This is a genomic window from Haloarcula rubra (assembly GCF_019599465.1).
Lineage (GTDB): Archaea > Halobacteriota > Halobacteria > Halobacteriales > Haloarculaceae > Haloarcula > Haloarcula rubra.
This window is the reverse complement of sequence record NZ_RKLR01000003.1, coordinates 19,751-33,878: the sequence shown is the minus strand read 5'-3', so window position 1 is coordinate 33,878 and position 14,128 is coordinate 19,751. Positions and strand designations below refer to the sequence as shown.

At 68.4% G+C, this 14,128-nt stretch carries 18 protein-coding genes; 14 read left to right on the top strand and 4 right to left on the bottom strand.

The window, feature by feature from the left end; genetic code table 11:
• The first annotated feature begins 53 nt into the window (after positions 1-53).
• The 5 genes from EGH21_RS08510 (at position 54) to EGH21_RS08490 (ending at position 5,461) form a co-directional block, all read left to right on the top strand.
• Complete coding sequence (locus tag EGH21_RS08510; protein WP_220618049.1) at positions 54-956, top strand: ABC transporter ATP-binding protein; 903 nt, start codon at positions 54-56, stop codon at positions 954-956.
• A complete protein-coding gene (locus tag EGH21_RS08505; protein WP_220618048.1) occupies positions 957-2,858 on the top strand; it encodes an ABC transporter permease in 1,902 nt (633 codons plus the stop codon). It begins immediately after the preceding gene.
• On the top strand, positions 2,851-3,939 hold the full coding sequence (locus tag EGH21_RS08500) for an ABC transporter permease (RefSeq protein WP_220618047.1): 1,089 nt from the start codon (positions 2,851-2,853) through the stop codon (positions 3,937-3,939). The genes EGH21_RS08505 and EGH21_RS08500 overlap by 8 nt, the downstream gene beginning before the upstream one ends.
• Positions 3,940-3,980: 41 nt before the next feature.
• Entirely contained in the window at positions 3,981-4,958 is a 978-nt protein-coding gene (locus EGH21_RS08495) for an aldo/keto reductase (protein WP_220618046.1), read from the top strand.
• An 80-nt stretch (positions 4,959-5,038) separates the two neighbouring features.
• Complete coding sequence (locus EGH21_RS08490; protein ID WP_220618045.1) at positions 5,039-5,461, top strand: DUF7522 family protein; 423 nt, start codon at positions 5,039-5,041, stop codon at positions 5,459-5,461.
• Positions 5,462-5,470: 9 nt separating this feature from the next.
• Here EGH21_RS08490 and EGH21_RS08485 read toward each other — a convergent pair whose 3' ends face one another.
• Together EGH21_RS08485 and EGH21_RS08480 are read right to left on the bottom strand one after the other, a co-directional pair.
• Positions 5,471-5,716 carry a DUF8145 family protein gene (locus EGH21_RS08485; protein WP_220618044.1) on the bottom strand — a complete coding sequence of 82 codons (246 nt, stop codon included), beginning with the start codon at positions 5,714-5,716 and terminating at the stop codon, positions 5,471-5,473.
• Positions 5,713-6,213 (bottom strand): macro domain-containing protein, encoded by a 501-nt coding sequence (locus EGH21_RS08480; protein ID WP_220618043.1) that lies wholly within the window; start codon positions 6,211-6,213, stop codon positions 5,713-5,715. The genes EGH21_RS08485 and EGH21_RS08480 overlap by 4 nt, the downstream gene beginning before the upstream one ends.
• A gap of 93 nt (positions 6,214-6,306) precedes the next feature.
• Between EGH21_RS08480 and EGH21_RS08475 the strand changes: the two genes are divergently transcribed.
• The 5 genes from EGH21_RS08475 to EGH21_RS08455 all read left to right on the top strand — a co-directional run bounded on the left by EGH21_RS08475 (position 6,307) and on the right by EGH21_RS08455 (position 9,988).
• Entirely contained in the window at positions 6,307-6,993 is a 687-nt protein-coding gene (locus EGH21_RS08475; protein WP_220618042.1) for a YqjF family protein, read from the top strand.
• A gap of 53 nt (positions 6,994-7,046) precedes the next feature.
• Positions 7,047-7,742 (top strand): YqjF family protein, encoded by a 696-nt coding sequence (locus EGH21_RS08470; protein ID WP_220618041.1) that lies wholly within the window; start codon positions 7,047-7,049, stop codon positions 7,740-7,742.
• Positions 7,743-7,785: 43 nt separating this feature from the next.
• A complete protein-coding gene (locus EGH21_RS08465) occupies positions 7,786-8,418 on the top strand; it encodes a DUF998 domain-containing protein (RefSeq protein WP_220618040.1) in 633 nt (210 codons plus the stop codon).
• 118 nt (positions 8,419-8,536) lie between these two features.
• Complete coding sequence (locus tag EGH21_RS08460) at positions 8,537-9,328, top strand: HAD-IIA family hydrolase (RefSeq protein WP_220618039.1); 792 nt, start codon at positions 8,537-8,539, stop codon at positions 9,326-9,328.
• Positions 9,329-9,394: 66 nt separating this feature from the next.
• Positions 9,395-9,988 carry a DJ-1/PfpI family protein gene (locus EGH21_RS08455; RefSeq protein WP_220618038.1) on the top strand — a complete coding sequence of 198 codons (594 nt, stop codon included), beginning with the start codon at positions 9,395-9,397 and terminating at the stop codon, positions 9,986-9,988.
• A 237-nt stretch (positions 9,989-10,225) separates the two neighbouring features.
• Here EGH21_RS08455 and EGH21_RS08450 read toward each other — a convergent pair whose 3' ends face one another.
• Positions 10,226-11,551: a PQQ-dependent sugar dehydrogenase gene (locus tag EGH21_RS08450; protein WP_220618037.1), complete on the bottom strand. Its 1,326-nt coding sequence runs from the start codon at positions 11,549-11,551 to the stop codon at positions 10,226-10,228.
• Between the two features lie 122 nt (positions 11,552-11,673).
• Here EGH21_RS08450 and EGH21_RS08445 point away from each other — a divergent pair, with 122 nt between their 5' ends.
• Positions 11,674-11,922: an MTH865 family protein gene (locus EGH21_RS08445; RefSeq protein WP_220618036.1), complete on the top strand. Its 249-nt coding sequence runs from the start codon at positions 11,674-11,676 to the stop codon at positions 11,920-11,922.
• On the opposite strand, the gene EGH21_RS08440 is transcribed toward EGH21_RS08445, so the two are convergent.
• Positions 11,919-12,419 carry a metal-dependent hydrolase gene (locus EGH21_RS08440; RefSeq protein WP_220618035.1) on the bottom strand — a complete coding sequence of 167 codons (501 nt, stop codon included), beginning with the start codon at positions 12,417-12,419 and terminating at the stop codon, positions 11,919-11,921. The two genes, EGH21_RS08445 and EGH21_RS08440, sit on opposite strands and share 4 nt — an antisense overlap.
• A gap of 85 nt (positions 12,420-12,504) precedes the next feature.
• Here EGH21_RS08440 and EGH21_RS08435 point away from each other — a divergent pair, with 85 nt between their 5' ends.
• The 3 genes from EGH21_RS08435 to EGH21_RS08425 all read left to right on the top strand — a co-directional run bounded on the left by EGH21_RS08435 (position 12,505) and on the right by EGH21_RS08425 (position 14,117).
• On the top strand, positions 12,505-12,657 hold the full coding sequence (locus EGH21_RS08435) for a hypothetical protein (RefSeq protein ID WP_220618034.1): 153 nt from the start codon (positions 12,505-12,507) through the stop codon (positions 12,655-12,657).
• 63 nt (positions 12,658-12,720) lie between these two features.
• Entirely contained in the window at positions 12,721-13,413 is a 693-nt protein-coding gene (locus EGH21_RS08430; RefSeq protein WP_220618033.1) for a metal-dependent transcriptional regulator, read from the top strand.
• Complete coding sequence (locus tag EGH21_RS08425) at positions 13,410-14,117, top strand: TMEM165/GDT1 family protein (RefSeq protein ID WP_220618032.1); 708 nt, start codon at positions 13,410-13,412, stop codon at positions 14,115-14,117. Before EGH21_RS08430 ends, EGH21_RS08425 begins: the two co-directional genes overlap by 4 nt.
• Positions 14,118-14,128: the final 11 nt, after the last annotated feature.

Genomic DNA, 14,128 nt, shown 5'->3' with positions numbered 1-14,128 from the left:
TCCAATAGGCCGGAGCCAAAGTATAGGTTGGTCCGGTCATTACGAAGCGCCAGATGATAGACGCCCGGGACCTTCGCAAGGAGTACGGCGATTTCGTCGCCGTAGAGGGCAGCACCTTCTCGGTCGAGAGCGGGGAAGTCTTCGGCATCATCGGCCCGAACGGGGCCGGCAAGACGACGACGCTGAAGATGCTCGCGGGCCTGCTGGAACCGACCGCCGGCGAAGCCGAGATTGCGGACCTCGACACGCAGACGACCGAGATGCGGGAACGACTGGGCTTTCTCCCGGAGGAGTCGCCGCTGTACGAGGAGATGACGCCCGTCTCCTATCTGGAGTTCTTCGCGGACCTCTACGACGTCCCGAGCGACGTAGCCCACCAGCGGATGCACGACACGCTGGACGAACTGGACCTGGAACACCGCGACCGGAAACTCGGCGACATGTCGAAGGGGATGAAGCGGAAGGTCGCCATCGCCCGGTCGCTCATCAACGACCCCGACGTACTCGTCTACGACGAACCGGCGTCGGGGCTGGACCCGCTGACGACGAACTACGTCATCGAGTTCACCGAGCAACTCGCCGAGCAGGGCAAGACCATCGTCTTCTCGGCGCACAACCTCTTCCACGTCGAGTCTATCTGCGACCGCGTCGTCATCATGAACGAAGGGCAAATCGTCGCCCGTGGTGACCTCGAACAGTTACAGGACGAGTACGGCGAGACGCGCTATCACGTCTACACCACCGTCGACGTCCCGGAGGCCGCGAAGGAGAACGGCCACTTCGTACGGGTCGTCGGCAGCATGGACGCCGTCGAGGAGACGCGGGCGGCCGCCGAATCCGCCGGCGGCACGGTGGTCGACATCCGGACCGAGGAGTCGAGCCTCGAAGAGGTGTTCCTCAACGTCGCCGAGGCAGGCACCCGCGGGACCCGCTACGTCGGGGAGGACGCGGAGTAGATGCAGTGGGACAAACTCCGCCGGGTCGCGAAGTGGGAGGTGACCAAGAACGCGGGCGGTATCGACAGACGGACGCTCGCCATCACGGCCGTCGCCGTCGTGGCGATGGGCGGCGTCGCGGCTATCGCCGTCGCGGGCGCGAGTCCCGGCCTGAACGCCGACATCTACCGCGTCGGCGTCGAGGAGTCGAGTCCGTACTACGGCGTCGCGGCGGCCGACGGGAGCTTCAGGATACAGGACCCGAACCCGAAGGCCGTCCGCCGCGGGGAACAGGAACTGGCGTTCGACGGTGACAGGCTGCTGGTGCCCCCGCAGTCGGGCAAGCAAGCGGCCGCGCTGTCGGCCCTCCGGGACAGCACCGAGAGCTACAACGACCGGACGCTGGCCCGCGAGGACAACCAGACCGCCGCGTTCCCGGTGTCGGTGACCGTCGTGTATCAGGAGCAGGGCGGCCCGAACCCGCTGGACCCGCGTGGGGAGGCGACGGGCGACGACGGGGGGACAGACGGGAGCAGTGGGGGCGGCGGTGCCACGGACGGGAGCGGTGAGGGCACGACGACCGACGGCGACGGCGGGACGGGCGCCGGTGACGGCGGTGGAGGCTCGAGCGCCAGTGGTGACGGCGCGGCCGGCGGCGGTGGCGGTGCGAACCTCGGCAACATCGGCGCGCGACTGACCGGCGACGTACAGGGCGGCACGCCCTCGGACATCGCGCCCCCGTTCCCGTTCGAGTCGCTGGTGCTGGCGTTCCTCTACATCGTCCCGATGAACTTCGTCATCCAGGCCTACGGGTCCTCGATGCTGTCCGAACGGTTGAACCGCCGCGGCGAACTGCTGCTCGTGACGCCAGCCTCGCGGGGTGACATCGTCGGCGGGAAGACGCTCCCGTACTTCCTCGGGGCCGTCGGCGTCGCGGCGGCCATCACGGCGGCGCTCCGGTTCAGCGGCGTCGCGCCCTCCGGGAGCGCGATTGCAGTGCTCGCAATCGTCCCCATCGCGATGCTCTTCCTCGCGGCGACGTTCTGCGGCGCGATGTTCGCGCGGTCGTTCAAGGAACTGACCTTCGTCACCGTCACCATCACCGTCTCGCTGACCTCCTACGCGTTCATCCCGGCCATCTTCACCGACGTGACCCCCATCGCGCTCATCTCGCCGCTGACGCTGGTCGTGATGGACCTCACCGGCCAGTCCGTCTCGCTCTCGGAGTTCGCGTTCTCGACGGTCCCGCCGCTGGTGACGGCGCTGGTGTTGTTCGGCCTCGGTGCCGGCCTCTACCGCGAGGAGGACATGTTCACCCAGCGGGCCATCCCGCTGAAGGTGCTGGACGCGCTGGCGGGCCGCATCAAGTCCCGGAAGAGCGCCCTGAAGATGAGCGCCATCCTCCTGCCGCTGGTCGTCGTCGCGGAACTGGTCGCCGTCGCGTTCCTGTTCGTGCTGGACTCGGTATCGCTGAACGTCTTCGGGACGAACCAGACGCTGGCCGTCGTCATCGTCCTCGGCGTCGTCGCCGTCGTCGAGGAACTGGCCAAGAGCCTCCACCTCTACGCCGGGTACGCCCACGCTCGCTACGAGCGCACGCTCCGGTCGGCTATCGGCCTCGGGGTGCTCTCCGGACTCGGCTTCTTCGTCGCCGAGAAGGGCCTGCTCATCGCCCGCCTCTCCAATCTGGAGAGTCTGCCGGTCGGGAACGCGGCCTTGCAGGGGGCGACGCCGCCGTCCGGGGTTCCGCTGTGGGTCGTCGCGCTCCTGTTCCTGTTCGCGCCGCTGGCGCTACACTCGGTGACCGCCGCCATCTCCTCGGTCGGCGCCCAGCGGGGGCGCGGCGCCTACGCCGCCGGTGTGGGCGTGGCCGTCCTCGTCCACATCGCGTACAACCTCACGGTGGTGGTCAGCCTTGCCTGAGGACCGGCCGTGGTACCGCGACCCCCGAGTCGTCGTCGCGCGCCGCGACGTGGCCTCGCTCTCGCGGGAGAAGACCATCGTGCTGGCCCTGCTCATCCAGTTGTTCGTGGCGGGGTTCTCCTCGTTCCTCGTCGTCGGCCTCACCTCGCTGTACGACCCCGGGTCCGTCTCGGCGGGCGAGGTGGAGATGGCCGTCACGGGCGACGCGCGGGACGCGCTCCTCGACGCGGCCGCCGAACAGGAGGGGGCCGACGCCGTCGCCTACCGGAACCCCGACGCCGCGATACTCGCGTTCCAGGAGCGCCGCGTCGACGCGGTGTTGAACGCCCGCTACGTCGAGGCGGCGTCCGGTGACGGAAACCGGATAGCGGTGACCGCTCGCGTCCCCGAGGGGAGCGTGCGCTCGACGCTCGTCGTCGTGGAGGTGCGGCGGGTGCTGAACGCGCTGGAGCGACAGGAACGCTTCGAGCGCGCCGACTCGCTCGACACCGACCCCGTGCCGCTGCCGCCCGAAGCCAGCGCGAGTCCGTACTTCGGCTTCACCTACACCGTCCTCGTCCCGTTGCTACTGTTCCTCCCCGCGTTCATCAGCGGGTCGGTGGTCGTCGACACCATCACGGAGGAGATAGAGCGCGGGACGCTGGAACTCCTTCGGGTGGCCCCGGTGTCGCTCCTCGACGTCGTCGACGGGAAGGCGCTGGGGATGGTCCTGCTCGCGCCCGCGCAGGCGCTCCTGTGGGTCCTCCTGCTGTTGGTCAACGGCATCCCGGTGTCGAACGTCCCCGCTATCCTGCTGTTCGTCACGGCTGTCGCCGCGCTGGTCGTCACTATCGGCGTCGTCCTCGGCGTGGCGATGCGGCGCCGTCGGCCGGCGCAGTTGCTGTACTCCGTCCTGACGCTCGTCGTCTTCGGGGCCGCGGTGCTGCTCCCGGAGCACCCGGCGACGACGGTGGCGAAACTCGCCGTCGACAGCCCGACGCTCCTGACCTACGGGCACGTCGCCGGGGGCACGCTGCTGGCGGTAGCCGCCTACGCGGTCGCCCGGCGGTACGTCGCCGACGTGGACGCCGACGCGCTCTGACCGGCACGGAGGTTTTTGTCCTCGCCGCCCGCCGGTCCGGTATGGAGTACACCACACTCGGTTCGACCGGCATGGAAGTCAGCCGCCTCTGTCTGGGCTGTATGAGCTTCGGGACGTCGGAGTGGCGCGACTGGGTCCTCGACGAGGACGAGGGTCGCGAGATAATCGAGCGGGCCATCGACCTCGGCATCAACTTCTTCGACACGGCCAACATGTACTCGATGGGCGAGTCCGAACGCGTCCTCGGCAACGTCCTCGCGGACTACGAACGCGACGGGCAGGTCGTCGCCACGAAGGGGTACTTCCAGATGGACGACCGCAACCCCAACTCCGGCGGTCTCTCGCGGAAGGCGCTCGAACAGGAACTGTCGAACTCGCTCGACCGGTTGGGGATGGACACCGTCGACCTCTACCAGATTCACCGCTGGGACTACGACACGCCCATCGAGGAGACCCTCTGGACGCTCGACGACGCGGTCCGGCGCGGCCAGATTCGGTACGCCGGCGCGTCGTCGATGTGGGCCTACCAGTTCGCCGACTCGCTCCGGGTCAGCGAGCGCGAGGACCTCGAACGGTTCGAGACGATGCAGAACCACTACAATCTGCTCTACCGGGAGGAAGAACGGGAGATGCTCCCGCTCTGTGACGAGAAGGACGTCGGCGTGCTCCCGTGGAGTCCGCTGGCGCGCGGCTACCTCACGCGCCCCCACGAGGAGTTCGAGGCGACGACGCGCGGCCAGACGGACGACTACGCCCGCGAACACCCGTACTTCGAGGGCGGCGGCCGCGAGGTCAACGAGCGCGTCGAGGAACTCGCCGCTGAGTACGACGCCACGATGGCTCAAATCGGGCTGGCGTGGCTGTTGGACAAGGAGTGGGTCGACGCCCCCATCGTGGGGACCACCAGCATCGAGCACCTCGAACAGGCGGTCGAAGCGCTCGACATCGACCTCTCGGCGAGCGACGTCGAGTATCTGGAGGCGCCCTACGAACCGGTTCGGGTGTCGGGGCACGAGTGAGGGTCCCTACCGCCGGATGCTGTCGGCAGGCTGTCTGAAGTGTCGGTCAGTTTAAATACGTCGGCCGTCCTCCGAGTAGCATGTACGACGTCCCGTTCCAGAGTGACATCGAAACGCCGTTCGCCGACAGCGTCGTGAGCACCGCCCGGACGAGCATCGGAGACTCCCTCCGGAGCGTCATCTACTTCACGCCGTCGGCGATGGACCTCCTCTACGTCAGGCGGGACCTCTACGAGTCGCGGGAGAGCGCCCTCGAGGCGAAGTCCCGTCTCGTCGAGTTCGAGCGCGTCGGCTTCGCCGAGGCGCCGGTCCGGACGGCCCTCGCCGTCCCCGCCGAGGCGGAGAGCATCGGGGCCTACGAGTTCACCGTCCGCATCCACGAGGACGGGTTCGTGGTCCGCGTTCTCGGCGCCGACGCCGGCGTGCTGCTGACGACCGACGGGATAGACGTGGACGCGTTCGAGGACGCGGCGACCGCTATCACGTCGCTCCTCGACGAGTGAGCGGGGCGATTACGGGACCCGCCCGCCGGCGGTCCCGGGCTGGTCGGTCCCCGACTGCTCGTGGGTGTGGTGGAAGAAGCGAATCAGCGGCGTCCCGTCGTCGTCGCTGACCGGTTGGAAACAGACCCGCCGGTACCGGTCGTTGTCGAGCAGGTTCACCATCAGGCCCTCGTCGTGGAGCGACACCGACTCGAAGTCCGCGCCACAGACCGGACAGACTACAGGGCCGTCCTCGCCCTCGGCCTCGTTCGTCACGCCCGCACCTCGTCGGCGACCCGCCGCATCGTCTCGAACTCGGCGTCGTCGTAGGCGACGAGCCGCACGTCGGTCAGCGACGCCGGTTCGAACGCCGCCAGTTCCTCGCAGATGATTCTGACGCCATCCTCGAAGTCGAAGCCCGCGATGCCACACCCGATGGCCGGCAGGACCACCGACTCGCAGTTCAGCGCGTCGGCCTCCGCCAGCGCGTTGCGGGTGGCGTCGCGGATGCTCTCGGCCGTCGACTGGCCGCCGGGCGGCATCGCCGCGGCGTGGACGACATAGTCGGCGTCCAGGTCGTAGGCGTCCGTCGTGGCGACGCCGCCGAGTTCCACGGGCCCCTTCGCGACGGCCTCGTCGTCGATGCCGGACCCGGCGGCACGTTTGAGCGCCCCGGCGACGCCGGACCCCATCCGGAGACTCGTGTTCGCGGCGTTGACCAGTGCGTCCGCGGACTGGGCGGCGATGTCGCCCTGGATGACCTCGAACTCCATGGCAGACGGTGGGACCGTCTCCCTCAAAGAACTACGGGGCCGTGCGATACCGTCTCACGCCAGCCCGAAACCCGTCCAGTCCATACTACACGCATGGACCTGCTCAGGATGGAGTGGCGTGACGTGGGGTTCGTCCACTGGCCGGTCGACCCGGAGACGGTGACGGCCACCCTCCCGGAGGGCCTCACCGTCGACACCTACGACGGACGCGCGTGGCTGGGCGTCGTGCCCTTCGAGATGGCCGACATCCGCCCGCGAGGCAGTCCCGTCGGCCGCTCGTTCGGCGAGTTGAACCTCCGGACGTACGTCACCGACGGCGAGACGCCGGGGGTGTACTTCTACAACTTAGATGCCGACGACCGCCTGAGCGTCGGCATCGCCCGGCGCTTCTTCGAGTTGCCGTACTACCGCGCGTCGATGGAGATAGCCCGCCGCGACGACGAGGTGCGGTTCCGGAGTCGGCGGACCGACGCCCGCGCACCCGCGGCGAACTTCGACGCCACGTACGGCCCGGCGGCGGACGGCGACCTCCACCGGCCGGAACCGGGGAGTCTGGAGGCGTTCCTCGTCTCCCGCTATCGGTTCTACGTGGCCGACGAAGACGGGCGCATCTACTACGCCGACATCGACCACGACCCGTGGCCCCTGCAGGAGGGCACTGTCGAACTGCGTCACAACGACCTGTTCTCGGCCAACGGGTTCGCCGACCCGACCGGCGACCCCGTGGTCCACTACAGCCCCGGTATCGCCGTCACCGCCGGCCGTCTGCACCGGGACTGACCCGGCCGCGGCGCGCCGCTACACTGATTGTCCTGCCCACCCCATCGTGTCACGTGTTCTCGACCCGACCGCTCGCGGTGACAGTCGACGACGTCTGCTTCTGCCACTGGCCGGTCGACGCGGACGTCCTCTCGCGGTCAGTCCCCGACTGGCTGACCGTCGAGACGGCCGACGGCGACGCGTGGGTATCGGCCGTCGCCCACACCGTGACCGGCGTCGCCTCGTTCGGCGTCGACCTGACGCGTCCGGCCGAAGCCGTCAACGTGCGGACCTACGTCCGCGGCCCGGACGGACAGCGGGGCGTCCGCTTCCTCGCCGTCTTCACCGACGACCCGCTGGCGGCGACGTTCTCGAAACCCGCGCTCCGCCTGCCGTACCGCGAGGGGCGACTCGACAGACGAGACGACGACGGCGAGTACCGTACCCGGCGAACGCTCGACGTGGACGGACGCCGTGTCCTCGACGTTCGGTACACCCCGGGCGACGGCGAGACGACGACGGCCCCGCCGGACTCGGTAGCCGCCTTCCTCGTCGAGCGCCACCGCTACTTCACGACGGACGGCTTCGGGACGCGTCTCGTCGGGAGCGTCGGCCACGACCCGTGGCCTCTCGGGAGCGTCGACGCCGACGTCTCTGGGTCGCTCCTGTCGGCGCTCGGACTGCCGGACCCAGCGGGACCACCGCTCGTCCACTACAGTCCCGGCACGGAACTCGGCCTCTCGCCGCCACGGCCCCTGTGGCTGGACTGACCCCGACACTTTAGAACTCGCCGCGAGTGGACAGTTGTATATCGTGACAGACGTCGACAGAGTCAGCGGGTGGGCGGGTGTCGCATCGGTACTCCTGACGAACGTGGCGACGGTGGGCGCCACGCTCGCGTCGCCGTCGTTCGCGTGGACCGGCAACGCGCTGTCGGATCTCGGGCAACCCGGGACGGCGGTGGCGACGCCGGTGACGACGCTGCTGTTCGACGGTGGCCTCGTCCTCGGCGGCGTCGTCGGCCTCGCCTTCACGTACACGCTCTGGATGGCCGGAGAGAACGCCGTCGAACGGCTTGCGGTCCTCCCCTTCGCCGTGGCGCTGGTCGGGATGGCCGGCGTCGGCGTCTTCCCGTCGAGTCGGCCCCTCCACGCCCCCGCCGCCCTGACGCTGTACCTCGGTTCGATGGTCGCGATGGCGGTGTACGCGCTCGGGAACGTCCTCGCCGGAGCACGGGGGCGTGGTGCCGTGACGCTGGGACTGGTCCTCGCCCACGTCGGCGTCTGGTGGTGGTGGGCGAGCGGTGGGTCGCTGACCCGCGGGGGGCTCGCGATACCCGAAATCGTCGGTGCGGCCCTGTTCAGCGCGTGGGTCGTCTGGACCGCTCACTGGCATCTGGCCGGCGAGCGGGCACCGACTGACGGCCGCGTCGCCGCACCGGGGTAGCGCCGCTATCGCACGGACCTCGTCGGCCAAACGGCGACGGCGGCGTACGGTCCGAGTGCGTGGCGTCGAGACGACGACCTGAGAGGGGTTTTTGACGCCGGACTCCCTAGCGGAGTCGATGACAGTTCGGGGCGTTATCGTAGATTTGGACGGGACCGTCTACCACGGCGACCGCCTGTTGCCCGGCGCCGCCGCCGCAGTCGACCGGTTGCGCGAGCGTGGCACGTCGCTGTGCTTCTTCTCGAACAACCCGTTACACGACGGCGCGGAGTACGTCGACCGGCTGACCGAGATGGGCGTCGACGCCCGGCCGGGCGAGGCCTGCTCGTCGGCCGTGGTCACGCGAGAGTACCTCGACGCGAACCACGCCGGCGACGCCGTCTTCGTCGTCGGGACGCCCTCGCTCCGTGACCGGGTTCGAGCGACCGCCGCGGAACTCGTCTCGGACCCACGGGCCGCCGACGTATTGCTCGCCTCGTGGACCGACGAGTTCCACTACCGCGACATGGTCGACGCTCTCCGGGCGATAGACGAGGAGACGGCGTTCCTCGGCACCGACCCGGACCGGACCTTCCCCGACGAGGACGGCAACCCGACGCCGGGGTCGGGCGCGATAATCCGGGCCATCGGCGGCGTCGTCGAACGGGACCCGGACCTCGTCCTCGGGAAGCCCTCCGACGTGGCCGTCGAGGCGGCCCTCGAACGGGTCGGGTGTGCCCCCGAAGAGTGTCTGGTCGTCGGCGACAGACTGGACACTGACGTCGCCATGGGCGAACGCGCGGGGATGGAGACGGTCCTCGTCAGGACGGGCGTGAGCGACGACGACGACGTCGAACGGAGCGAGGTGACGCCGGACCACGTCGTCGACTCGCTGGCGGACGTCACGGCCCTGCTCGACGGCCGTCGCTGAGTCCGTCGTGTAATCTCACCTACGAATTTATGGCCCGTGGAGTCGTAACGCTGATTGGTGATACCGATGCCCAAAGACATCCTGATGATAGTCGGTGACTTCGGCGAAGACTACGAGATAATGGTCCCGTACCAGACGCTCCAGACCGTCGGGCACAGCGTCGACGCGGTCTGTCCGGACAAAGAGGCGGGCGACACTATCAAGACGGCCGTCCACGACTTCCGGGGCGACCAGACGTACATGGAGTCGCGCGGCCACAACTTCGAACTGAACGCGACGATGGCCGACGTCGACCCGAGCGACTACGACGCCCTCGTCGTCCCCGGCGGACGGGCGCCGGAGTACCTCCGGACCCACGACGAGGTCACCGACGCCGTTCAGCACTTCTTCGAGGCCGACAAACCGGTGGCGGCGCTCTGCCACGGCCCGCAGATTCTCGCGGCCGCCGGCGTCCTCGACGGCTACGAGATGACCGCGTATCCGGCCTGCCGGGCCGAGTGTGAGGCCGCCGGCTGTTCGTGGGTCGACGGCGTCACCCGCGACCGGAACCTCGTCACCGGGCAGGCGTGGCCGGACCACCCCGAGTGGCTCAGCGAGTTCATGACCCTGCTCGGCGACGAGGTCAGTCACGGGGACGCGGCGGTAGCCGCCGACGACTGAGCGCGAGAAATGGTTAGCAGGATAATATTTGTATAGCACGCTCCCCAACACTGGGGTGTAATGGTCGCAAGCACCGCACTTCTCGGCCTGTTCGCGCTGGCCGGGATTGCCCTCCCAGCGATGCTCTATCTCCTGCTCAAAGGTGGGCGAAGCCGTCGAATCGAGGCGAACCGCTGAGGAACGGTCCGCTCGGACCGGGTGGTCGAGTGACCGAGAGCGGTCGACGTCGCTCCGGTGTCAGGCCGACCGGAGCAGGTGGACGGCCCCCGTCTCGCCCGTGACGCCCTGTTCGTTCGTGGTACAGACGAGCAGTTCGCCGGCCGGGGTCTCCCCGAACGAGAGCACGTTCGACCCGAGTCCGTCGCCGTCGACCGGGACGGCCGTCACCGGCCAGCGCTGGTCGCCGCGGTCCGTGGCGACGAAGAGGGTCCCCCGGGCCCGCCAGTCGGCGAAGACGTAGCGGCCCCGCAAGGGCGGGACGTTCTCGCCGTCGTAGAGGTACCCCCCGATGACGGAGATACCCGAGACCTCGCCCCCGTCGTGTGGATACTGGACGATGGGGTCCCGGAGGGGCGCGCCGTCGGGTGTCTCCGTCGGGCAGTCGGCCGCGCGGAAGCAGTTGGCGCCCTCTCTGACGTTCCAGCCGTAGTTGCCGCCGCGTTCGACCACGCTGACCTCCTCCCACTTCGACTGGCCCACGTCGGCGACGAAGAACCGTCCGTCGGGGCCGAACGAGAACCGCCACGGGTTCCGGAACCCCCACGCGAACTGCTCCGGTAACCCCTCCTTACCGACCAGCGGGTTGTCGTCGGGGACGGCGTACGGTCGCCCGTCCGTCCCGTCGCCGTCGACGTCGATGCGGAGGATACTGCCCAGCAGGTTCTCGGTGACGTCCTGTCCGTTACCGCCGTCGACCGCGTCGTACCAGTCCTCGACGTGACCCCGGCCCTGGTCGTTGCCCGCCCCGCCGTCACCGACGCCGACGTAGAGGTAGCCGTCCGGGCCGAACGTGACGGCACCGGCGTTGTGGTTGCCCTGCGGTTCCGGAATCTCCAGCACCGTCCGCTCGCTGTCGGGGTCTATCGTCCGGTCGGACACCTCGAACTCCGAGAGGACGAACGTGTGCGAGTAGTCGTCGGGCGTCCCCTCCCGCCGCGGAGCGCTGTATCTGACGTACGCCCGGCCGGCCCCGTCGTACTCGGGGTGGAAGGCCAGTCCCAGCAACCCGCGTTCGTCGTACCCGCCCACGTCCACCATCCGGTCGGTGACGTCGAGTGCGACCTGTGGATCGGCGTCGGCCCCGTCGACGACGGCCACCTGTCCCGCCTGGTCGACGACCCAGTACTCCTCGCTCCGTGGCACGACCACGTCCAGCGGGGAGGTGAACCCCGTGGCTACGGGGTCGGCCAGGAGTTCGAGCGAGTCGAGCGACGGGTCGCTCGTGCCGTTCTCAGTCGTCGCCGTCGACTGTCCGCTCCCCGCTCCGCCGTCGACGCACCCGGCGAGTGCCGTCAACGCCAGCCCGCTCGCTTCGAGGAATCGGCGTCGCGTCGTAGCGTCCATAGCGGAGGCAGGGGGGCCAGACGCAAGAGTATTCGCCGGCCGCCAATAAACTCAGAACAACGGGAAAGTGTACCGATGTCGAACCCTTTATGAAACGGCTGGCGCAATGGACACAACGAGTCATGGTCGACAAAGCGGACCTTCGCGAACAGTTCACCGAGGCGTTCGAAGACGCAGACTACCCGATTTCCAGTCCGATGGACCTCGTCCCAGCCCTGCCCAGCGGGCCGTCCACGAAGTTCGAGTCCGGGGACTTCTCGATGACTGCGATGGAACTCAACACCAAACTCGACGGGGAGTTCCCCTACGAGAGCGTGGACGACTTCGTCGACGACGTGATGGAGTCGCTGGAGAATCAGGACCTCATCTAAGCCGTCAGTACGGACGGGCGAGCGACGGCGACGACGAACGCGACGGCGAACACGCCAAGCGCGAGGACGAGGTAGTTCGCCACGGTGTTGTCCGCCCGCGTCAGCCCCAAGGTGTAGTTCTTCCCCGAGAGCGGCCAGAACGGCGCGATACCGGCGGGCGTGACCACGTCCGCGAGCAGGTGTGAGACGATACCGGTCAGACCGACGACGAGGCCGAACGCCGCCAGTCGCGTCGCCGTGGCGACGCCGCTCGCGGACCCGACCAGCCACCCGGCGCCACCGAGGAGGAGGCCCACGACGACCGCGAACAACAACGTGTGGGTGACGCCGCGATGACTGACGAAAGGGACGCGCTGGTCGTAGTCCGGAACCGGCGCCAGCACGAGCGAGAGCGCCCCGCCCGCCACGGCGAGGCCCGGTGCGTCGAGGAGGATGAGTCCGAGGCCTAGCGGCGCGTACGCGAGCAGCGCGGCCCCGTAGTGACCCGGTCGGTACATGGGCGCACGCTTGCGCTCCAGTGGCTTGTAGCTGGCGTGTCCGAGTACCCTTGCGGTTTATGTAGGGTGCTTCCAAAGGCTCTGTATGTTCGTGACGCCGGGGATAAACCTCCTCGTGGAGACGTTCGGCCCCTTCCTCATCCCGGCGACGCTGTTCGTCCTCGGCGCTATCGGCTACCTGTTCCTGTGGTTCCTGACTCGGTCCCAGCGCGAGACGTACACGGCCGACGACGAGTGAGCGCACCGAACTCGGTAGTTTAGTACCGCCACGCTTTTGCATTAGACTCGTCTAATTCTCTCTATGTTGAGCGCGAAGATGGAGGACTACCTGAAGGCGATCTATCGGCTCGAACGGGAGGGGGAACCGCCGGTCGCCACGTCGACTATCGCGGAGACACTGGAGGTGACGCCGCCGACGGCGACGAGCATGGTCGAGAAGCTCGAAGACCGAGACCTCGTCGAGCGGGAGAAGTACAAGGGCGTCACGCTCACTCCCGAGGGGGAGACGGTCGCGCTGGAGGTCATCCGCCACCATCGGCTGCTGGAGACGTTCCTCACCGAGGAACTGGGCTACGACTGGTCGGAGGTCCACGAGGAAGCCGAGATTCTGGAACACCACATCAGCGAGGAGTTCGAGCGCCGGGTGGCCGCCGCGCTGGACGAACCGGCCGTCGACCCCCACGGCGACCCGATACCCAACGACGAACTCGAACCCATCGACGACCACTCGGCGTCGGCACTGGCAGACCACGGCGAGGGCGCTCGGTTGGAGGTCGCCCGCGTGCGTGACCGCGACTCCGAGGAACTCACCTATCTCGACGACGCCGGCATCACACCGGGTACGAAACTCGTCGTCGAAGAGGTCGCACCCATCGGGATGGTGACGGTGCGCCTCGACGGCGGTGAGACCGTGTCACTCCCAGACCACATCGCCGACGCGATTCAGGTTCGGACGCCCGAAGACGCCGTCGCCGATGGGGTGAGCGAGGTGTGAGCGAGGCGACGTGGCTCACCGTCGTCGTCGTCGCCGCCGGCGCACAGTTGGCCGTCCTCCCCGGCGAGAAAGTGCAGTTCATCATCGCCGGCCTGTCGACCCGCTTCAGCCCCTACATGGTCGTCGCGGCGGCCGGGACAGCCTTCGCTGGCTGGACCGCCGTCGAGATATGGCTCGGCCAGACGGTGACGACGCTACTCCCCGGAATCTACCTCGACGCCATGACGGCGGGCCTGTTCCTCGTCTTCGCCGTCCTGTTGGTCCGGACCGCACCGGCGTCGGACGCCCCCGAACGAGAACCGGCCAGCGGCGTCCTGACCGACGGCGGTGAACTCGACGTGCGCGTGCCGGTCGCCGACTGGAAGGTCCCGAACAAGATGGGTGGGTTCCTCCCCATCTTCGCGATGATGGCCTTCGGCGAGTTCGGCGACAAGACGCAACTGGTCACCATCTCGCTGGCCGCCCAGTACGCCGCCTTCCCGACCGCTATCTGGACCGGCGAGATGCTCGCAATCATCCCCGTGAGTATGCTCAACGCACTGTTCTTCTACCGCTTCTCGCACTCCTTCGACGTTCGGAAGGCGCACTTCGCCGGGGCGGCGCTGTTCCTCTTCTTCGCCGCCGACTTCGCCGTGAACGTCCTCTTCGGGGTCTCCGTCTGGGAGACGGCCGTGGGTGCGATGGCCGGGGCGCTCCCGTTCTGACCGACGGGGAG